This is a genomic window from Pseudomonas citrullilanati, from assembly GCF_030580855.1.
GTDB classification, from domain to species: Bacteria; Pseudomonadota; Gammaproteobacteria; order Pseudomonadales; family Pseudomonadaceae; genus Aquipseudomonas; species Aquipseudomonas citrulli.
Genome location: NZ_JAUQOP010000007.1, coordinates 38979 through 59601, shown reverse-complemented (window position 1 = coordinate 59601; position 20623 = coordinate 38979). Strand labels below are relative to the sequence as shown.

At 61.3% G+C, this 20623-nt stretch carries 18 protein-coding genes; 17 read left to right on the top strand and 1 reads right to left on the bottom strand.

Annotation, left to right across the window (positions count from 1 at the left end):
- Positions 1–276: 276 nt before the first annotated feature.
- The gene (locus Q6A48_RS07735) at positions 277–1065 is read left to right on the top strand and encodes a CPBP family intramembrane glutamic endopeptidase (protein ID WP_304553263.1); all 789 of its coding nucleotides are present in this window, start codon (positions 277–279) and stop codon (positions 1063–1065) included.
- A 77-nt stretch (positions 1066–1142) separates the two neighbouring features.
- The gene (locus tag Q6A48_RS07730; protein ID WP_304553261.1) at positions 1143–2708 is read left to right on the top strand and encodes a methyl-accepting chemotaxis protein; all 1566 of its coding nucleotides are present in this window, start codon (positions 1143–1145) and stop codon (positions 2706–2708) included.
- 151 nt (positions 2709–2859) lie between these two features.
- On the opposite strand, the gene Q6A48_RS07725 is transcribed toward Q6A48_RS07730, so the two are convergent.
- A complete protein-coding gene (locus Q6A48_RS07725; protein ID WP_304553260.1) occupies positions 2860–3552 on the bottom strand; it encodes an alpha/beta family hydrolase in 693 nt (230 codons plus the stop codon).
- 96 nt (positions 3553–3648) lie between these two features.
- On the opposite strand from Q6A48_RS07725, the gene ccoN (Q6A48_RS07720) reads away from it, so the two are divergent.
- The 15 genes from ccoN (Q6A48_RS07720) (at position 3649) to Q6A48_RS07650 (ending at position 20593) form a co-directional block, all read left to right on the top strand.
- Positions 3649–5073, top strand: coding sequence for a cytochrome-c oxidase, cbb3-type subunit I (gene ccoN, locus Q6A48_RS07720; RefSeq protein ID WP_304553259.1), 1425 nt, complete (start codon positions 3649–3651; stop codon positions 5071–5073).
- A 10-nt stretch (positions 5074–5083) separates the two neighbouring features.
- On the top strand, positions 5084–5692 hold the full coding sequence (gene ccoO / locus Q6A48_RS07715) for a cytochrome-c oxidase, cbb3-type subunit II (RefSeq protein ID WP_304553258.1): 609 nt from the start codon (positions 5084–5086) through the stop codon (positions 5690–5692).
- Between the two features lie 5 nt (positions 5693–5697).
- On the top strand, positions 5698–5901 hold the full coding sequence (locus tag Q6A48_RS07710) for a cbb3-type cytochrome oxidase subunit 3 (RefSeq protein ID WP_042731116.1): 204 nt from the start codon (positions 5698–5700) through the stop codon (positions 5899–5901).
- A complete protein-coding gene (gene ccoP, locus Q6A48_RS07705) occupies positions 5898–6854 on the top strand; it encodes a cytochrome-c oxidase, cbb3-type subunit III (protein WP_304553255.1) in 957 nt (318 codons plus the stop codon). Before Q6A48_RS07710 ends, ccoP (Q6A48_RS07705) begins: the two co-directional genes overlap by 4 nt.
- Positions 6855–7341: 487 nt before the next feature.
- Entirely contained in the window at positions 7342–8784 is a 1443-nt protein-coding gene (gene ccoN / locus Q6A48_RS07700) for a cytochrome-c oxidase, cbb3-type subunit I (protein WP_304553253.1), read from the top strand.
- Positions 8784–9392 (top strand): cytochrome-c oxidase, cbb3-type subunit II, encoded by a 609-nt coding sequence (ccoO, locus tag Q6A48_RS07695; protein WP_129391555.1) that lies wholly within the window; start codon positions 8784–8786, stop codon positions 9390–9392. Before ccoN (Q6A48_RS07700) ends, ccoO (Q6A48_RS07695) begins: the two co-directional genes overlap by 1 nt.
- 6 nt (positions 9393–9398) lie before the next feature.
- The gene (locus Q6A48_RS07690; RefSeq protein ID WP_003183474.1) at positions 9399–9584 is read left to right on the top strand and encodes a CcoQ/FixQ family Cbb3-type cytochrome c oxidase assembly chaperone; all 186 of its coding nucleotides are present in this window, start codon (positions 9399–9401) and stop codon (positions 9582–9584) included.
- Positions 9581–10564: a cytochrome-c oxidase, cbb3-type subunit III gene (gene ccoP / locus Q6A48_RS07685; protein WP_134923491.1), complete on the top strand. Its 984-nt coding sequence runs from the start codon at positions 9581–9583 to the stop codon at positions 10562–10564. The genes Q6A48_RS07690 and ccoP (Q6A48_RS07685) overlap by 4 nt, the downstream gene beginning before the upstream one ends.
- A 146-nt stretch (positions 10565–10710) precedes the next feature.
- Positions 10711–10965, top strand: a complete 255-nt coding sequence (locus Q6A48_RS07680; RefSeq protein ID WP_304553241.1) for a type II toxin-antitoxin system Phd/YefM family antitoxin — start codon at positions 10711–10713, stop codon at positions 10963–10965.
- On the top strand, positions 10965–11375 hold the full coding sequence (locus tag Q6A48_RS07675) for a type II toxin-antitoxin system VapC family toxin (RefSeq protein ID WP_304553240.1): 411 nt from the start codon (positions 10965–10967) through the stop codon (positions 11373–11375). Before Q6A48_RS07680 ends, Q6A48_RS07675 begins: the two co-directional genes overlap by 1 nt.
- A 170-nt stretch (positions 11376–11545) precedes the next feature.
- Positions 11546–15943, top strand: a complete 4398-nt coding sequence (locus Q6A48_RS07670) for an RHS repeat-associated core domain-containing protein (protein ID WP_304553238.1) — start codon at positions 11546–11548, stop codon at positions 15941–15943.
- A 6-nt stretch (positions 15944–15949) separates the two neighbouring features.
- Positions 15950–16960 (top strand): hypothetical protein, encoded by a 1011-nt coding sequence (locus Q6A48_RS07665; RefSeq protein WP_304553237.1) that lies wholly within the window; start codon positions 15950–15952, stop codon positions 16958–16960.
- Between the two features lie 517 nt (positions 16961–17477).
- Positions 17478–18371 (top strand): phosphoesterase, encoded by an 894-nt coding sequence (locus tag Q6A48_RS07660; protein ID WP_304553236.1) that lies wholly within the window; start codon positions 17478–17480, stop codon positions 18369–18371.
- A gap of 255 nt (positions 18372–18626) precedes the next feature.
- The gene (ccoG, locus tag Q6A48_RS07655) at positions 18627–20042 is read left to right on the top strand and encodes a cytochrome c oxidase accessory protein CcoG (RefSeq protein ID WP_304553235.1); all 1416 of its coding nucleotides are present in this window, start codon (positions 18627–18629) and stop codon (positions 20040–20042) included.
- A gap of 11 nt (positions 20043–20053) precedes the next feature.
- Positions 20054–20593: a FixH family protein gene (locus Q6A48_RS07650; protein ID WP_304553234.1), complete on the top strand. Its 540-nt coding sequence runs from the start codon at positions 20054–20056 to the stop codon at positions 20591–20593.
- The last annotated feature ends 30 nt before the right edge of the window (positions 20594–20623 follow it).

Genomic DNA, 20623 nt, shown 5'->3' with positions numbered 1-20623 from the left:
ATCGGTCCCTCATGAAGGGATGACGGATAAACGGCATTCGCGAGCAGGCTCGCTCCCACCGGTCTGTCCTTGGAAGACGCTATCTATCACCCTCTTTGTCTCAGCCTGCCTATAATCCCTCCCCCACTGACGCTCAAGGAACGGCGTCAGCCAGCGAGTGCCCACGCCTGCCCTTGAGTCGGCGCGGACACCCATTGTGCTCTTTGCGCGACATGGCAGCGTCGTAGACGCGGCGGCCACGTTCGCCCGAAGCTCCACCGCCTAAAAGGATGTTGTATGCCCGCTCTCCCCTGGCCGTACCTGGCCCTTCTCTCACTTGGCTATGCCATGGCCCTGGCCTATGGGCAACTGGCGTGGACGGCCGTCATTACCGTCGCCTTGCTGCTGTTCGCCGGCTATGCCGTTCGCCAGCCATCGATGCCGATCGGCCGGTTTCTCGGGCATGCCCTGTTCCTGGTGATGGCCCTGGCATTGGCGATGCACTGGATGCCCGGCTTTTTCAACGGGCGGGCGATCGCCCCGCAGCGCCTGACCGACGACGCCGCGCGGTTCGCCATGTACCTGAACCAGGACAAACCCTTGATCGGCTTCTGGCTGCTCCTGGCCTGTCCGTGGATCGTCGGCCGACGCTCATTGCGCCTGGCGGTCTACGCCACGGCCCTCGGCCTGGGCTTGAGCGCGGTCCTTGCACTGGGCGGGGCGCTGCTGCTGGGCATGATCCACTGGGCACCGAAATGGCCCGACCAGGCATGGATCTGGCTGGCCAACAATCTTTTACTGGTGACGCTGGTGGAGGAAGCGCTGTTTCGTGGCTACATTCAAGGAGGCCTGGGCCGGCGCTTCAGGCATTTGCCCTACGGCGACAACTTGGCCTTGCTCCTGGCCTCGCTGCTGTTCGGCCTGGTGCACGCCGGCGCCGGTTGGCAATGGGTGCTGTTGTCGGGCCTGGCAGGGATCGGTTATGGCCTGGCCTACCGCTTCGGTGGCCTGGGCGCGGCCATCGCCACGCATTTTCTCCTCAACCTGCTTCATTTCGCCCTATTTACCTACCCGATGCTGGCGTGATAGCGACAGGCAAAAATAACTTCAACTAAAACCTGACGACGCCGACAACCTTTGAAAGCCTTGTGGATCTATACACCATGCGTAATAACCAACCCATTACCCAACGCGAAAGGACCTTCCCGGCCCAGCAACGATTGATTTCCACCACCGACGCCAAAGGCGTGATCACCTACTGCAACGATGCATTCGTCGAGATCAGCGGGTTTTCCAAGGAGGAACTGATTCGTTCACCGCACAACCTGGTACGCCACCCCGACGTTCCTTCAGCCGTGTTCGCCCATATGTGGGGCACCCTGAAACAAGGCTTGCCATGGATGGGCATCGTCAAGAATCGCTGCAAGAGCGGCGACCATTACTGGGTCAACGCCTACGTCACGCCCGTGTTCGAGGGCAACCAGGTGGTCGGCTACGAGTCGGTACGGGTCAAGCCTACCGCTGAACAGATCAGCCGGGCCGAAGCGCTGTATCGACGCATCAACCAGGGCAAGCCGGCGATCCCGCGCAGCGACAAATGGCTGCCGCTGCTGCAGGACTGGCTGCCGTTCATCCTGGTCAGCCAACTGAGCTTCGTCGTGGGCGCGTTCCTCAATTCCCACTGGGGCTTCGCCCTCGCGGCGGTGTTGTCGGTGCCGTTGGGCCTGATGGGGCTGCAATGGCAGCAACGCGGGATCAAGCGCCTGCTGCGCCTGGCCGAACAGACCACGTCCGACCCGTTGATCGCCCAGATGTACACCGACAGCCGCGGCGCCCAGGCACGCCTGGAGATGTCGATCCTCAGTCAGGAAGCACGCCTGAAAACCTGCCTGACCCGATTGCAAGACACCGCCGAGCACCTCAACGACCAGGCTCGCCAGTCCAACACCCTGGCCCACGACAGCTCCAGCGGCCTGGAACGCCAGCGCCTGGAAACCGAACAGGTCGCCACCGCGGTCAACCAGATGGCCGCCACCACCCAGGAGGTCGCCAGCCATGTGCAGCGCACCGCCGACGCGACCCAGGAAGCCAATCGCCTGACCGGGCGCGGGCGCGACATTGCCGGGGAAACCCGCGAGGCCATCGAGCGCCTGTCGGTGGTCGTGGGTGAAACGGGCCAGACCGTGACCCAACTGGCCAAGGACAGCGACGAGATCGGCGGCGTGGTGGACGTGATCAAGGGCATCGCCGACCAGACCAACCTGCTGGCCCTGAACGCCGCCATCGAAGCGGCTCGTGCCGGCGAGATGGGCCGCGGCTTTGCCGTGGTGGCCGACGAAGTGCGACAACTGGCGCAACGCACCAGCGAATCCACCGGGCAGATCCATGCCCTGATCGCCAAGCTCCAGCAGACCGCCACCAACGCCGTGCAAACCATGGACGCCGGCCATCGCCAGGCCGAAGAGGGGGTGGCGCGGGTCATGGAAGCGGACCAGGCACTGGTGGGCATCAGCGAAGCGGTGGCCAACATCACCGACATGACCACCCAGATCGCCGCCGCGACCGAAGAGCAAAGCTCGGTGGCCGAGGAGATCAGCCGCAACATCAGCAATATCTCGGAGCTGGCCGACCAGACCTCGGGGCAGGCCCACAGCTCGGCGCTGCTGAGCGAAGAACTGACCCGCACGGCCAACTCGCAGTATTCGCTGGTGGAGCGGTTCAACCGCTGACTTCAATGGGTCGACCCAAAACCCGGACAGTGAAAGCTTCCGGGTTTTTTATTGCCTGATAGGCCGCTATCGCGAGCAAGCTCGCTCCCACATTGAAATGCATTCCAATGTGGAAGCGAGCAGGCTCGCGATGAGGCCAGGGCAGGCGCTGTCACTCTCGAAGAAGGAATTCCGCCACCCTCGACGCCGCCGCCTCCAGATGCTGCTCATGACTGAACCCCGACGCCTTCAACGGCTTCAAGTCATGGTCCCCGGCCACCAGCCAAAACACTTCGATATTCGGTGACAAGCTGTAGCCCTGCACCGCCTGCCGATTGCCCAGCGCGTCACGCTCACCCTGGACGATCAAGGTCCGGGCCTGCAAGGTCGCCAGGTGCTCGACCCGCGGTTTCTCCGGCTTGCCCGCCGCATAGAAGGGATAACCCAGGCACACCAGCGCATCAGCGCCCAACTCATCGGCCAGCAAACTGGCCATGCGCCCGCCCATGGATTTGCCACCCACGGCCAGCCGTCCAGCGACATAAGGCCGCACCGTGGCGTACACCTCGCGCCAGCATTCCAGCAGTTTCGGCGCCGGGTTGGGTGGGCGCTTGCCACCGTCCTGGCGCCGCTGGGCCATGTAGGGAAACTCGAAGCGCAGCACGTTGACGCCCCGCGCGGCAAGGCGCGCAGCCATTTGTTCCATGAAACCGCTGTCCATCGGTGCACCGGCGCCGTGGGCGAGGATCAGGGTCGGCGGCGTGGTCCCCGTGCCCGGTTGCGCGGCCGTCCACAGCCAGCCGTGTTGCTCCACGCACCGCGCCCATTGATCCCCGTCAATACTGGCCTTGTGCTGTTTGTCCATGCTTGCCTCGCTTTTAGTCTGCCTATAACTCCAGGCGAAGAACGCCGCCCTGCCTTGCGCAGGCGCTCACTTCGGCTGAACCGTGGATGGGGAACCATGAACACTTCTATCAGTACCGCCTACAACTACAAGGTGGTCCGCCAATTCGCCATTATGACGGTGGTGTGGGGCATCGTCGGCATGGGGCTCGGGGTTTTTCTCGCCGCCCAATTGGTCTGGCCGCAGCTCAATTTCGATTTGCCCTGGACCAGCTTCGGCCGCCTGCGCCCGCTGCACACCAACGCGGTGATCTTCGCCTTTGGTGGCTGCGCGTTGTTCGCCAGTTCGTTCTACTCGGTGCAACGCACCTGCCAGACCCAATTGTTTGCGCCGAAAATCGCCGCTTTCTGCTTCTGGGGCTGGCAACTGGTGATCCTGCTGGCGGCCATCAGCCTGCCCCTGGGCTACACCAGTTCCAAGGAATACGCCGAGCTGGAATGGCCCATCGACATCCTGATCACCATTGTCTGGGTCGCCTACGCCATCGTCTTCTTCGGCACCGTGGCCAAGCGCAACACCAAGCACATCTACGTGGGTAACTGGTTCTTCGGCGGGTTCATCCTGACCGTGGCGATCCTGCACATCGTCAACAACCTGGAACTGCCGGTGAGCCTGACCAAGTCCTACTCGGTGTACGCCGGGGCCACGGATGCGATGGTGCAATGGTGGTACGGCCACAACGCCGTGGGCTTCTTCCTCACCGCAGGCTTCCTGGGGATGATGTACTACTTCGTGCCGAAACAGGCCGAGCGCCCGGTGTATTCCTATCGCCTGTCCATCGTTCACTTCTGGGCACTGATCACCCTGTACATCTGGGCAGGTCCCCACCACCTGCACTACACCGCGCTGCCGGACTGGGCGCAATCGCTGGGCATGGTGATGTCGCTGATCCTGCTGGCCCCCAGCTGGGGCGGCATGATCAACGGCATGATGACCCTGTCGGGCGCCTGGCATAAGTTGCGCAGCGACCCGATCCTGCGGTTCCTGGTGGTGTCCCTGGCGTTCTATGGCATGTCGACCTTCGAAGGCCCGATGATGGCCATCAAGACCGTCAACGCCCTCTCCCACTACACCGACTGGACCATCGGCCACGTACACGCCGGCGCGCTCGGCTGGGTGGCGATGATTTCCATCGGCGCGCTGTACCACATGATCCCGAAAGTCTTCGGCCGGCCGCAGATGCACAGCATCGGCCTGATCAACGCGCACTTCTGGCTCGCGACCATCGGCACCGTGCTCTACATCGCCTCGATGTGGGTCAACGGCATCGCCCAGGGCCTGATGTGGCGCGCGGTGAACGAGGACGGCACGCTCACCTATTCCTTCGTCGAGACGCTGGTGGCCAGCCACCCGGGCTTCATCGTACGGCTGGTGGGCGGCGCAGTCTTCCTCACCGGCATGCTGCTGATGGCCTACAACACCTGGCGCACCGTGCGGGCCTACCAGCCTGCCGAAGCCGCCGCTGCCGCGCAGATGGCTTGAGGAGTCCGCCATGAAACACGAAACAATCGAAAAAAACGTCGGCCTGCTGATGCTGCTGATGGTCCTGGCCGTGAGCATCGGCGGCCTGACCCAGATCGTGCCGCTGTTCTTCCAGGACGTGACCAACAAGCCAGTGGACGGCATGAAGCCCTACACCGCCCTGCAACTGGAAGGCCGCGACATCTACATCCGTGAAGGCTGCGTCGGCTGCCATTCGCAGATGATCCGTCCGTTCCGCGCCGAGACCGAGCGCTACGGCCACTACTCGGTGGCCGGCGAAAGCGTCTGGGACCACCCGTTCCTGTGGGGTTCCAAGCGCACCGGGCCGGACCTGGCCCGCGTCGGCACACGCTACTCCGACGACTGGCACCGCGCGCACTTGTACAACCCGCGCAACGTCGTGCCCGAGTCGAAGATGCCCGCCTACCCATGGCTGGTGACCCAGGCCGTGGACAGCAGCCACACCGAGACCAAGCTGCGGGCCATGCGCACCCTCGGCGTGCCATACACCGACGATGACATCACCGGCGCCGTGGCTTCGCTCAAGGGCAAGACCGAGATGGATGCCCTGGTGGCCTACCTGCAAGTGCTCGGCACTGCCATCAAGAGCAAGAGGTGAGCCCCATGTTTCTTGAAATGAGCACTGGAATGATCCGCGGGCTGGGCACGATCGTGGTCTTCGTCGCCTTCATCGGCCTGCTCCTGTGGGCGTTCAGCAGCAAGCGCGGCCCGGAATTCGCCCAGGCACGCCTGTTGCCGTTCGCCGACGAGCCGCCCGCCGACACCGCCAATCCCCAAGACCCTGCAACAAGGAGTACCCGGCCATGACCACCTTCTGGAGTACGTGGATCTGCGTACTGACCCTCGGCAGCCTGATCGGCCTGACCTGGCTGCTGATCGGCACCCGCAAGGGCGAGACCAAGGGCAGCGTCGACCAGACCATGGGCCACAGCTTCGACGGCATCGAGGAGTACGACAACCCGCTGCCGCAATGGTGGTTCCTGTTGTTCGCCGGCACCCTGGTGTTTTCCGTCGGCTACCTGGTCCTGTACCCGGGCCTGGGCAACTGGAAAGGCATCCTGCCCGGCTACGAGGATGGCTGGACCGGTGCCCATGAATGGGAAAAGGAAATGGCCAAGGCCGACGCCAAGTTCGGGCCGATCTTCGCCAAGTTCGCCTCGATGCCCGTGGAAGAAGTCGCCAAGGATCCCCAGGCGCTGAAGATGGGTGGCCGCCTGTTCGCCTCCAACTGCTCGGTCTGCCATGGTTCCGACGCCAAGGGTGCCTTCGGCTTCCCGAACCTGACCGACAACAACTGGCGCTGGGGCGGCGCAGCCGAGACCATCAAGGCCACCATCCTGGGGGGGCGCATGGCGGCGATGCCGGCCTGGGGTGAAGTGCTGGGGGATGCCGGGGTCAAGAATGTCGCGGCGTACGTACGCCACGACCTGGCCGGCCTGCCGCTGCCGGCGGACAGCGGCGCCGACCTGCAAGCCGGCCAGCAGGCCTTCAACACCACCTGCGTCGCCTGCCACGGCGCCACTGGCCAGGGCACCGAAGCCATGGGCGCGCCCAACCTGACGCAACCAGCCGGCTTCATCTACGGCACCAGCCTGGCCCAGTTGCAACAGACCATTCGCCATGGTCGCCAAGGCCATATGCCGGCGCAGAATGAAATGCTCGGCAATGACAAGGTGCAATTGCTGGCCGCCTACGTCTACAGCCTGTCGAAAAACAACGAGCCGTCGAGCGCCCAGCCGCAAACGGTGAGCGCCCAGTAAACCAAGAAACAAAAGCTGCAAGCGACGAGTACCCACTCGAAGCTTGCAGCTCCCCGCCTCCTGCTTCTTTTTGTCGCACCCCTCCCAAGGTCTTTCTTTCGGTTCCTTCGAATCGGGTCTAAGCTTGCCTTTGCGTGCACTGGCGACTGCCGTTTCAGGTCGACCCGACCCGATGTGTTCGACAATCGTTCGACTGAAAAACCCGCAAAGGCAAGGAATACCGGCAGTTGCGAGAATTGCCCGGCCTCCCTCGAACGCAGCGTCTGAACACACCCCGTTACAACCGACCTGAGCCCCTCGCCTCTTTCCTGTGTCGCGACATTTTTCCGAGGGCCGATTTTGTCCCTACACGGAACATGGAAAGGCCGCAGAATCAGCGTCGGAAAGCATTGACCCAGGTCATGGCGCGTTGCAATGACCCCCCGCTTTCTCCATACTTGCGACCGATTTTTATCCTAATAAAACACCCAAACCGTGGAACCTTAGAATGAGCACAGCAATCAGTCCGACTGCTTATAACTATAAGGTAGTCCGCCAGTTCGCCATCATGACGGTGGTCTGGGGGATCCTTGGCATGGGGCTCGGTGTCTTCATCGCCTCGCAACTGGTCTGGCCGGAGTTGAACTTCGATCTGCCATGGACGACATTTGGACGCCTGCGCCCGCTGCACACCAACCTGGTGATCTTCGCCTTCGGTGGTTGTGCGTTGTTTGCCACTTCTTACTACGTCGTGCAGCGAACCTGCCAAACGCGACTGATCTCCGACAGCCTCGCCGCCTTCACCTTCTGGGGTTGGCAAGCGGTCATCGTCGGCGCGATCGTGACCTTGCCCATGGGTTTCACCACCACCAAGGAATACGCGGAACTGGAATGGCCCCTGGCCATCCTGCTGGCCATCGTCTGGGTGACCTACGGTCTGGTGTTCTTCGGCACCATCGTCAAGCGCAAGACCAAGCACATCTATGTCGGCAACTGGTTCTACGGTGCCTTCATCGTCGTGACGGCCATGCTGCACATCGTCAACCACATGTCGCTGCCGGTCAGCCTGTTCAAGTCGTACTCGGCCTACTCGGGCGCGACCGACGCGATGATCCAGTGGTGGTACGGCCACAACGCCGTGGGCTTCTTCCTGACCACCGGTTTCCTGGGGATGATGTACTACTTCGTGCCGAAACAGGCCGAGCGTCCGATCTATTCCTATCGCCTGTCCATCGTCCACTTCTGGGCGCTGATCACCCTGTACATCTGGGCCGGCCCTCACCACCTGCACTACACCGCGCTGCCGGACTGGGCCCAATCCCTGGGCATGGCGATGTCGATCATCCTGCTGGCCCCCAGCTGGGGCGGCATGATCAACGGCATGATGACCCTCTCGGGTGCCTGGCATAAATTGCGCACCGACCCGATCCTGCGGTTCCTGGTGGTGTCCCTGGCGTTCTACGGCATGTCGACCTTCGAAGGCCCGATGATGGCCATCAAGACCGTCAACTCCCTGAGCCACTACACCGACTGGACCATCGGCCACGTACACGCCGGCGCGCTCGGCTGGGTGGCGATGATTTCCATCGGCGCCATCTACCACATGATCCCGAAACTGTTCGGTCGTGCGCAGATGCACAGCACCGGCCTGATCAACGCGCACTTCTGGCTCGCGACCATCGGCACCGTGCTCTACATCGCCTCGATGTGGGTCAACGGCATCACCCAGGGCCTGATGTGGCGTGCAATCAACGACGACGGCACCCTGACCTACTCGTTCGTGGAAGCGCTGCAGGCCAGCCACCCTGGCTACATCGTGCGTGCCCTGGGCGGCGCGTTCTTCGCCAGCGGCATGCTGTTCATGGCCTACAACGTGTACCGCACCGTTCGTGCCTCTGACCCGGCTGAAGCTGAAGCCGCCGCCAAGATCGCCGTAGTTGGAGCTCACTGATGAAGCACGAAGCAGTAGAGAAGAATATCGGCCTGCTGGCCTTCTTCATGGTCATCGCCGTCAGCGTCGGCGGCCTGACCCAGATCGTTCCGCTGTTTTTCCAGGACGTCACCAACAAGCCGGTCGAAGGCATGAAGCCGCGCACCGCCCTTGAACTGGAAGGCCGCGACATCTACATCGCCAACGGCTGTGTCGGCTGCCACTCGCAGATGATCCGTCCGTTCCGCGCCGAGACCGAACGCTACGGCCACTACTCGGTCGCCGGCGAAAGCGTCTGGGACCACCCGTTCCTGTGGGGTTCCAAGCGTACCGGTCCGGACCTGGCCCGCGTTGGCGGCCGCTACTCCGATGACTGGCACCGTGCGCACTTGTACAACCCGCGCAACGTTGTGCCGGAATCGAAGATGCCGGCCTACCCGTTCCTCGTAGAAAACAAGCTCGACGGCAAAGACACTGCGAAAAAAATGGAAGTCCTGCGCACCCTGGGCGTGCCTTACACCGACGAAGACATCGCCGGTGCCAAGGATGCCGTCAAGGGCAAGACTGAAATGGACGCGCTGGTGGCCTATCTGCAAGGCCTGGGCACCATCATCAAAAGCAAACGGTGATTCTTAATGGATATCGGGATGATTCGCGGCCTGGGTACCGTCGTCGTGATGGTGGCTTTCATCGGCCTGGCCCTGTGGGTATTCAGCCCCAAGCGCAAGTCGGAGTTTGACGACGCGACCTTGCTGCCGTTCGCGGATGATCCCGAAGCCATCAAGCACGTCGAGCAAGCTTCTAGGAGTAACAAAGAATGACTACGTTCTGGAGTCTGTACGTCACAGTCCTCAGCCTGGGAACGATCTTCTCCCTGACCTGGCTGCTGCTGTCGACCCGCAAGGGCCAACGCAGCGAAGCCACCGAAGAGACGGTCGGCCACTCCTTCGACGGGATCGAGGAGTACGACAACCCGCTGCCGAAATGGTGGTTCATGCTGTTCGTGGGCACCATCGTGTTCGCCCTCGGCTACCTGGTGCTCTACCCGGGCCTGGGCAACTGGAAAGGCCTGTTGCCCGGCTATAACTACCTGGACACCGAAAAGCAGACCGCTTTCGCCAACGGCCAGACCGGTTGGACGGGCGTTCACGAATGGGAAAAGGAAATGGCTCGCTCGGACGCCAAGTTCGGTCCGATCTTCGCCAAGTTCGCTTCCATGCCGATCGAAGAAGTCGCCAAGGACCCGCAAGCCTTGAAGATGGGTGGCCGCCTGTTCGCCTCCAACTGCTCGGTCTGCCACGGTTCCGACGCCAAGGGTGCCTACGGCTTCCCCAACCTGACCGACGCCGACTGGCGCTGGGGCGGTGAGCCGGAAACCATCAAGACCACCATCATGGGCGGTCGTCACGCCGTCATGCCGGGCTGGGCTGCCGTGGTCGGCGAACAAGGCGTTGCCGACGTGGCTTCCTACCTGGTGACCAGCCTGCACGGTCGCAAGCTGCCGGAAGGCGCCAAGGCCGATCCGGCCAACGGCCAGAAGCTGTTCGCGGCCAACTGCGTGGCCTGCCACGGTCCGGCCGGCAAGGGCACGCCGGCCATGGGTGCGCCTGACCTGACCCACCCTGCCGCGTTCATCTACGGTTCGAGCTTCGCCCAGCTGCAACAGACCATCCGCTACGGTCGCCAGGGCCAGATGCCGGCCCAGGCCGACCTGCAAGGCAACGACAAGGTCCACTTGCTGGCCGCCTATGTCTACAGCCTGTCCCACGGCGAAAAGGCCCCGGCCGCTGACGCCCAGTAAGTTGTGTACCTGAAACACCAGAGGCCCCGTCAATACCCGTTGACGGGGCCTTTTTCATGGCCGGCCCGATGGAAGGCAGCCCTCTGCATTGCGGCCATGCGATTCAAGTAGTAACGTGCCTACATTCGATTCGACGGGGCACGGCCATGTCCATCACCACCATCTCCAGCCGCGAATTCAACCACGACACAAGTGGTGCCAAAAAAGCGACCCGCGAAGGGCCGGTCATCATCACCGACCGTGGCAAGCCGGCCCACGTACTGCTAAGCATTGAGGAGTACCAGAAACTCACCGGCGTCAACGCCAGCATCGTCGAGTTGCTGGTCATGCCCGATGCGCCGGACATCGACTTCGAGACCGAGCGCGCCGTCATCTCTCCTCGAGCGGTAGACCTGTCCTGATGTATCTACTCGACACCCACGTCATCTCGGAACTGCGCAAACCCCAGGCGGACAAGAACGTGCAAGCCTGGGCCCGGAGCGTGGCAGCCCCCAGCCTGTATCTCTCGGCGATCACCGTATTGGAACTGGAAACCGGAGTGCTGCGCTTCGAACGCAAGGATCCGGGCCAGGGCAGCCGCCTGCGTGCCTGGCTGGACAACCATGTCTTGCCGGCCTTTGCCGGCAGGATCCTGACCGTCGACCGCGCCGTGGCATTGCGCTGCGCACGCCTGCACGTGCCTGATCGCAGCAACGAATGCGATGCACTGATTGCCGCCACGGCACTGGTCCATGGCTTGACCGTGGTCACCCGCAACGTCGCGGACTTCGAGGCCAGCGGGGTTGCGCTGCTCAACCCGTGGGTGGCCTGACACGGCGATACAACGCCTGCCCAGGATGATTGACCAAGATTGCCTGATGCGTCGCGAGATGATCCAATGCCCGCTCGCACGGATACGCAAGCCACGATTGCCAAGGAGACAAGGCACAATGGAAGGCCTCACAGCGCTGGACCCCATCGCCCACCGCACGGGCAACGTGCATGTCTGACGCGCTCTGGGCGGCCCGCCTGGGCGATGCACTGAACCACACTTCGATGATGGCCGACATCCTCGGCGGCGTCCTGGAGGTGGCGGCCAACATCGCGATCACCGCCGTCGCCACCGCCGCCGTGGTCGCGGCCACCGGCATCACCGTGGTCACCGGCGGCCTGGGTTGCTTCGTCCTCGGCCTGGTGGTGGGGACCATCGTCGGCCTGGCGATGAGCAAGACCGGGGCCGACAAAGGCTTGAGCCATTTATGCGAGAGCATCGGCAACGCCCTCTTCCCGCCCACGGTGCAGGCCAACATCCTCACCGGTTCCACCGACACCCTCACCAACAACATCCCCGCCGCCCGCGCCGCCGGGGCGATCGAGTCCCATGTCGCCCCGGCCGGCACCGAACTGGAAGCGCCCACGCCTGAAGAAGAACCCAGCTACCTGGACATGGCCGGGGAATTCTTCTCGCAGATGTGGCGCCCCACCGTCGCGGTGCCCGCCCCCGGCGCCGTACCCAAGCCGGAAGACCTGGTCATCTGCACCAAGCATCCACCAATGCCGCCGCAGTTCATGGCCGAAGGGTCGGACAAGGTCACCATCAACGGCCAGCCCGCCGTGCGCAGCGGCGACCGCAGCACCTGCGATGCGACGGTCGTGTCGGCCGGGCTGATTTCGCCCAACGTGACCATTGGCGGCGGCTCGGTGGTGGTGCGCGAGATTCGCAGCGGCAAGACCCCGGGCGTCGGCCTGGCGGTCACCGCGCTGCTGATGCTCAAGGGCGGCAAGGGCAAGTTCTTCAGCAAGCTGCCGTGCATGTTGGTGGGCGGCGCGGTGTCCATGGCCGCCAGCAGCGCGGTGAACGCGGCGGCCAACGCCGCCATGGGTTCGTCGAATCCGGTGCATGCCGCCACGGGGGCCAAGGTCCTGGGCGGTGCCGAAGACCTGGATTTCGTCTTGCCCGGCATCCTGCCGATCGACTGGCAGCGCGTGTACAACAGCCGGGACGAACGCCGCGACACGTTGTTCGGCCCCGGCTGGAGCGTCGCCTATGAAGTCTGCGTCGAGATACTGCCCCACCCGGAGGGCGGCGACACCCTGGTCTACACCGACGAACAGGGTCGGCCCATCGACATGGGCTCGATTCCCTTGGGCGGCGCGGTATTCAGCGCCGGCGAAGGTTTGGCCGTGCGCCGCCATGTGAGCGGGCAATTGCTGATCGAAAGCGACGACGGCCTGTACCGCTTGTTCGAACCCACGCCAGCCAACCCATCGCACTTGCGCCTGAACCAGTTGGGTGACCGCAACGACAACCGCATCCACCTCGACTACGACGACGCCGGACGCCTGGTGCGGCTGCGCGATACGTTTGATCTGGTGCAAGTAGAGCTGATCCGCGAAGGCGAACGCGTCACCCACATCGAACGCCTGTACCCCGACCAATCCCGGGAAGTCCTGGTCAGCTACGCCTACGACGCCTTGGGCAATCTGGCTGAAGTACACGACGCCACCGGCCAGGTGCAACGGCGTTTCCGCTACGACGCCGGGCAACGCATGGTCGAACACCAGTTGCCCGCCGGCCTGCACTGCTTCTACGAATGGGCCCTGATCGACGACCGGGAATGGCGCGTGGTGCGGCACTGGACCGACGAAGGCGACGCCTACCAGTTCGACTATGACCTCACAGCCGGCACCACCCGTATCACTGACAGCCTGCAACGGATCAGCATTCGGCAGTGGAACAGCCAGCACCAGATCACCCAATTCAGCGACAACCTCGGCCAGACGTGGCGGTTCGAGTGGAACGATGAACGCCAGTTGCTCAGTGCCACCGATCCACAGGGCGGCCAGTACTCATTCAGCTACGACGAAGCCGGCAACCTGATCAGCGAAACCGACCCGTTGGGCCGCAGCGAATCTACCCTCTGGCTCGAACACTGGGCCCTGCCGCTGGCCGACATCGACGCCGCCGGCAACAGTTGGAGGTACCGCTACGATCAGCGCGGCAACTGCATCGCCGAAACCGATCCGCTGGGGCATGTCACCCGCTACCGCTACGACGCCCACGGCCAGGTCGTGGAAATCATCGATGCCACCGGCAAGAGCAAGAAATTGCGCTGGAACCCGTTCGGGCAATTGGTGGAACACATCGATTGCTCAGGCTACCCGACACGCTTCAGCTACGACGCACGCGGTTACCTGCACACCATCACCGACGCCCTCGGCGAGCGCACCCAGTTCAGCTATGACGCCCAAGGGCGCTTGCTCGGCAGCCAATTGCCGGACGGCCGCACCGAGCACTACCAGCGCGACATCGCCGGCCAGTTGACCGGTTACACCGACCCGGCTGGACATACCACGCTCTACCAACACAACCGCCGCGGTCAGGTCCGCCAGCGCACCGACGCCCAGGGCCGGCAGGTGCAATTTGCCTACGACAGCTTTGGAAGGCTGCAAGCGCTGATCAACGAGAATGGCGAAAGCTACCGGTTTGCCTGGGATGCCGGGGATCGCTTGACCGAACAGCGCAACCTTGATGGCAGCGCCAAGGGCTATACCTACGACGCCCTCAACAACGTAAAACGAGTCGAAACCGTCGCGGCGCCGCGAAGTGGTCATCAGCCCAGTGAAAAGCCCCTTGTTCATCATCTGGAGCGTGATGCCATTGGCCGGCTGACTACCCGAATTACACCGGATGGACAGTCCCGTTACAGCTATAGCCCGTTGAATCAGCTGATCGAAGCCACCGTCATCGATAAGGACGGCAACGAACAACGACTGGGCTTCGCTTATGACGCGCTGGGTTACCTGATCGAGGAGCAGAGTTCAGCAGGCGTTCTGAAGCATCACTACGACGAACTCGGCAACCTGATCCAGACCCAACTGCCCGATGGTCGTTGGATCAACCGCCTGTACTACGGCAGTGGTCATCTGCACCAAATCAACCTCGACGGCCACATCATCAGCGACTTCGAACGCGATCGGCTGCATCGAGAGGTGCTGCGCACCCAAGGCCAAATCAGCACCCGGAGTGAGTATGACCGTAGCGGGCGCTTACGCAGCCGCCACCGTCGGCACACCAGCCAGCTGTCGTTGATGCCTGCCGCAGAGCAGACCCATTTTGAGTTTGATCCTGGCGACCACCTGGTGGGGCGTCTTGAACGCCAGCCACAGGGTCAACAACGCCAATGGCTGCACTACGACGTGACAGGTCGGATTCTGGCAAGCCAGGGCACTCGACAAGGCCAGAATGAAACATTTTCCTTCGACGCCGCCGCCAATCTCCTCGACAGTTCAACCGGTACGGGTGGGCGGGTAACGCACAACCAGCTCAAGAGTTTTCAGGATAAGCACTATCGCTACGATGGTTTTGGTCGAATGATAGAAAAGCGCAGCAGGCGGTATGGCCTGCAGCGCTTCAGTTACGACTCGGATCATCGGCTGGTTGAAGTTCGAACGCACAAATCCGGCGGTGAAAACACTGTCAGGATGCGCTATGACCCGTTGGGCCGGAGGATCGAGAAAACCGAACACGACGACAACGGGCGTCTCATCGCCTGCACGCGTTTCGATTGGGACGGCCTGCAATTACTCAAGGAACATAAGAATAGCCTGACCAGCCTGTACCTCTACATTGGCGACAATCACGAGCCCTTGGCCCGGGTCGACGGCATCGGCGAGCATCAACGCATCCGCTATTACCACAACGACCCCAATGGCCTACCACAGGTCTTGACGGAAAGTGACGGCCACCCGCTGTGGCGTGCTCACTATCAGGTATGGGGCAACACCCTCGATGAAGTCCGTGAGCCGTACTACATCGAAGAACAGAACCTGCGCTTTCAGGGACAATACCTGGACCGGGAAACAGGCCTGCACTACAACACCTTCCGCTTCTATGATCCCGACATAGGCCGTTTTATCACCCCCGACCCGTTGGGCCTGGCCGCAAGCCTGAATCTTTATCGCTACGCACCGAATCCATTTACCTGGATCGACCCGCTGGGGCTCAAAGAGAATGAGATTATCCGCTACATGGGCGAAAGCGAAACGGTCTCATCCAAGGCTGCCAACGGAGGCAAAGGCGGTTTGGTTCCGAATATCAGGGGAGAAAAAGCAGTCTGGGTCAATCAGGACAGTAACCCAGGGTTCAACCCAGGCAATGAAAAGTATCGGGTAGTGGCCACCGTCAATAACGAAGGGGTCAGCATGCTCAATAACCACAAGGACATCTCTACCGTTGACTATAAAGAGACAGGTCTGAAAGATGGCGTGCTGTCCAAGACGAATGAGCCCAAGGCCAGAGGCATCGGTTTCCGATTATTGGATAAATTCAATAAAACCATTACGTCATTCCGGGTCGAGAAGAAAGGCCCGAACGGAAAATGGAAGACCTGCGGATAACACCAGATGGACATATTCGATCTTCTCTCATACAAGCTTGAAAACTTCCTGAACGCCCGGCCCTGTCCGAAGGCGCTGGACGCTGTCTTTTACAAAGAGGAAGAGCCTTCGCTGCTAAGCGTTGTCGCCAGAAAACACAATGGCGCGCCCTTCAGCGTTAGCCGCTGGCATGATTTGTTCTCCGTCAGCGCTTTCGAAAAATCCATGTTGAAAAATGGTTTCACGGAACCCGACTGCTACGCCCTCGTCCTGGTCCTGTCGCGCCTTGGCTATCTGCTGGAAATCGACAACCGCCAGAGAACCAACAAGGAATACTTTATTTTCTTCTACCTGATCCAACTGATCAGCTTGAAGAACAGTACCGAGGATGCGGATGCGCACCTCAGGAACTACGCGCTCAGGTTCCTGCTCTTCGAACTGAGCATTGATGACGAGGCGTATCGTCGGTTCAGCATCGAGGGCAATCAGCTGGTGATGGCGACCGATGGGCTAGGGTCCGTGGCTTTTCTGGATGTGATTGATCGGGTCTACAAAGCGATCAAGGCCGACAGCAGGAAAGAGCATGAACTGCTCAGTACGTTGAAAACATTTCAAACAAACACAGTCAGATTACTCACCGAGCCCGACGATACCGCTTACCGTTTCGCGATCAATGATCGTCACAGCGAACTCATGTACCCCGACGTGTTTCTACGCACGTATGCTCAGGGCCCCCAAACAATATTCGATGCGTTGATCGACGCGGTCAATCCGCTTCAGTCGACGGCAAATCTGTTCGTTTCCAATATGATCGTGATGAATTACGCCTTTCACATCCTGAAAGACACGCCTCGCGAAATCCTGAAACTGAAAAAACACGTCCGTGACGAAACGTTGTTCGGACAATTGCTGGAGGTGATCATCATGCGTCGGATGGCGGTCAGCAAAGCGCTTTTCGAAAAAGTCCCAACGGGTCACGATCTCTCCTCGGTCAAGGATAGGCAAACCACGTTTTACAACATCCTGTACAGCCAGTAGAAGCAACTGATCGAACCAAGCTCATTGCTTGCCAACCCGATGCTGGACAACGTCGACCCGCGCCAGTCGCTACCCCCCACCTGTGGCGAGGGGATTTATCCCCGCTGGGCTGCGTAGCAGCCCCGTAAAAGATGACACTTTCTTCCAGGCAAACCGCACAGCCGGTTTACGACGGCTGCGCCGCCGCACGGGAGCAAGCGCCCTCGCCACGTGATATCAACCTGCCCCATCACCTTCGCGAGCAGGCTCGCTTCCACACGGTTGGCGGTGGTATCCGATGGTTGAGGCTCATCCCGCGCTCACCGACACAAACACTATCAATGCAAGCGCGGCCCACCCTGGCGCGGGCAAGTGTGCCTCGCTAGAGTCGCTCCAGGAACAACACACCCACACTTCATAGAAAAGGATTTCCATGAAAAAACTGGCCTGCTTGAAGCTTCTATCAGCCCTGCTGCTTGGCTGCAGCCTCCCTATTACACATTCACTGGCGGCAGACATACCACCGAGCCATATCGTATTGGCCGCCAGCCCCAAATATCCCTCCAGTGAAAAATCCGAAAGTGGCGCAATCGAATCGGCCGGCGAAACGGCTTCCCGTTCCCGCGGGCTGATCGAGGCCCAGTACGCCAGCATCGCCGAATTCCGTGCGCAGTCGGGGGGCCCGGCCGCGGTGCCTGTCATGGTCAATGGCAACCTGACGAAAACAGGCCACGCCAGCGAGCGTGCCTATATCAAGGCCGTCCTGCAGAATAAATTGAACAATGTCTATGACTATGGCCTGGGCCTTCATGACTACGACTTCAACGTCGACAGTTGCGCCGCTTGCGCGGCCGGCAGTGTCGATGACCTCAAGGAACGGTATTGGGGAAAAGTGCCGAACATGGACTGGTCGGCCAGGGCTTCGGGCCTGACGAAAACCTGGTACGGCAGCCTGGCCTATGCCCGGGATTTTGGCGACATCCACTTGGTCCAGCTACATGGCCAGCCCACCTATTCGGTGAATTTTTCCACCCACGCCGTTTTCAACACCACCGCCTACGAGATCACCGCGTCGCTCGACTGGCTGGAGCGCGATCTGCAGCAGGCGCGTGCCCAAGGCAAAATCATTCTGTTGAACCTGAACCAGCCATTCCATTGGCCGGCCCTGGAAGCCGACATCGCGCGCTTCAAGCGGATGATCGAGGATCATGGCGTCACCGCCGTGTTTTCCAGCGATGGGAAGAGCAAGCACGGGCTTTACCCGCACAACTACCTCTACGGCGACGTGCCGTTGTTCAACAGTGGCTCGGCCGCCCGGAAAACCTGGCTGTACGTCAAGGTCTCCGACGACCGCAGACACCTGACGGTCAATGTCGTCGCCGACAACGATTGGCGCAACCCTGTGGCCACTCATACCATCGCCGTGCGGTAGGTCTTCAAGGGCGCCAATGGGCATGCATTGGCGCCGTTCGCGACGACTGGACGGCTATACTCGACAAGTCAATTGATCTGGATCATGACTTGTTACATCCGCTACACCATTCGACCCTTGCACCCAACGCGACCAAAGGTCGCACCCTTGAGTTAGAGCGACAGGCGTATCATTGCGCCACTGCAACACCCTTTTGTGACCGTGGCCGGCACGTACTGGCCTTGGCACTTTTCCACTGCCGTGGGATGCATCTTGATGAGTAACCAGATTCCGGTACATGACGTCACCCCGCCTGCCAAGGACGCGAACAAAAGCGTCGACCTGTATGCCTCTCGGGAAAAAATCTACACCCGCGCCTTCACCGGCCTGTTCCGCAACCTGCGGATGCTCGGTGGTGCGTTCCTGTTCCTGCTGTATTTCGGCACGGTCTGGCTGAACTGGGGCGGCCACCAGGCCGTCTGGTGGAACCTGCCGGAACGCAAGTTCTTCATCTTTGGCGCCACCTTCTGGCCCCAGGATTTCATCCTGCTGTCCGGGATGTTGATCATCGCGGCCTTTGGCCTGTTTTTCATCACGGTGTACGCCGGCCGAGTCTGGTGTGGGTACACCTGCCCGCAAAGCGTGTGGACCTGGATCTTCATGTGGTGCGAGAAGGTCACCGAAGGCGACCGCAACCAGCGCATCAAGCTCGACAAGGCGCCCATGAGCGCCAACAAGTTCCTGCGCAAGTTCGCCAAGCACAGCCTGTGGCTGCTGATCGGTTTCGTCACCGGCATGACCTTCGTCGGCTACTTCACGCCGATTCGCGAGCTGGTGTTCGAATTCTTCACCGGCCAGGCCGACGGTTGGTCGTACTTCTGGGTCGGCTTCTTCACCCTCGCCACCTACGGCAACGCCGGCTGGCTGCGGGAGCAAGTGTGCATCTACATGTGTCCCTACGCCCGCTTCCAGAGCGTGATGTTCGACAAGGACACCCTGATCGTTTCCTACGACCCGCGTCGTGGCGAAAGCCGTGGCCCGCGCAAGAAAGGCGTCGACTACAAGGCCCTGGGCCTGGGCGACTGCATCGATTGCACCATGTGCGTCCAGGTCTGCCCGACCGGGATCGACATCCGCGACGGCCTGCAGATCGAGTGCATCGGCTGCGCGGCGTGCATCGATGCCTGCGACAACATCATGGACAAGATGGAATACCCACGCGGGCTGATCAGCTACACCACCGAACACAACCTGTCGGGGCAAAAAACCCATAAACTGCGCCCGCGCCTGATCGGTTATGCCCTGGTGTTGCTGGCGATGATCAGCTTGCTGGTGACGGCCTTCTTCATGCGCTCGCTGGTGGGTTTCGACGTCAGCAAGGACCGCGTGCTGTACCGCGAGAACGCCGAGGGCCGGATCGAGAACGTCTACAGCCTGAAGATCATGAACAAGGACCAGCGCGACCACACCTACGTCCTGGAAGCCGCCGGCCTGCCGGACCTGAAGCTGCAAGGCCGCAGGGAAATCAAGGTCGCGGCCGGCGAGATCTTCAGCCAGCCGGTCGAATTGTCCAGCGCACCGGACCAACTGCCATCGAGCACCAACGAGGTGACCTTCATCCTCAAGGATGCCGATGACGAAAGCGTTCACGTCGAAGCCAAGAGCCGATTCATCGGCCCACAAACTCGTTGAGAGAACTGAACATGCCTGCAGCAACCGCCACCAGTCCTTGGTACAAGCACCTTTGGCCGTGGATCATCATCGGGATCCTGACCTGTTCGGTGACGCTGAGCCTGACGATGGTGACCATTGCGGTGAAGAACCCGGACAACCTGGTCAACGACAACTATTACGAAGCCGGCAAGGGCATCAACCGCTCCCTGGAGCGCGAGTTGCTGGCCCAGACCCTGCAACTGCATGCCAACGTGCAACTGGACGACGTCACCGGCGAAGTCAACCTGCGCCTGAGCGGCAACAGCCGCCCCCAGACCCTGGAACTGAGCCTGATTTCCCCGACCCAACCGGAGAAGGACCGTAAGATCGTCCTGACCCGCAACGACAGCGAGCCGGGACGCTACGTGGGCCAGTTGGCGGACAAGATCGACGGCCGGCGCTTTGTCGAATTGCTGGGCATGGAAAACGACAAGACCTGGCGGCTGTTCGAAGAAGAACAGGTCAACCATGACCAGGACATCCTGCTGGGCGATGAACCGCTGCAAGGCGCTGAAGACCTGAAAAAATAAGTGACCGCGCTTCGCGCAAATCGCGAGCAA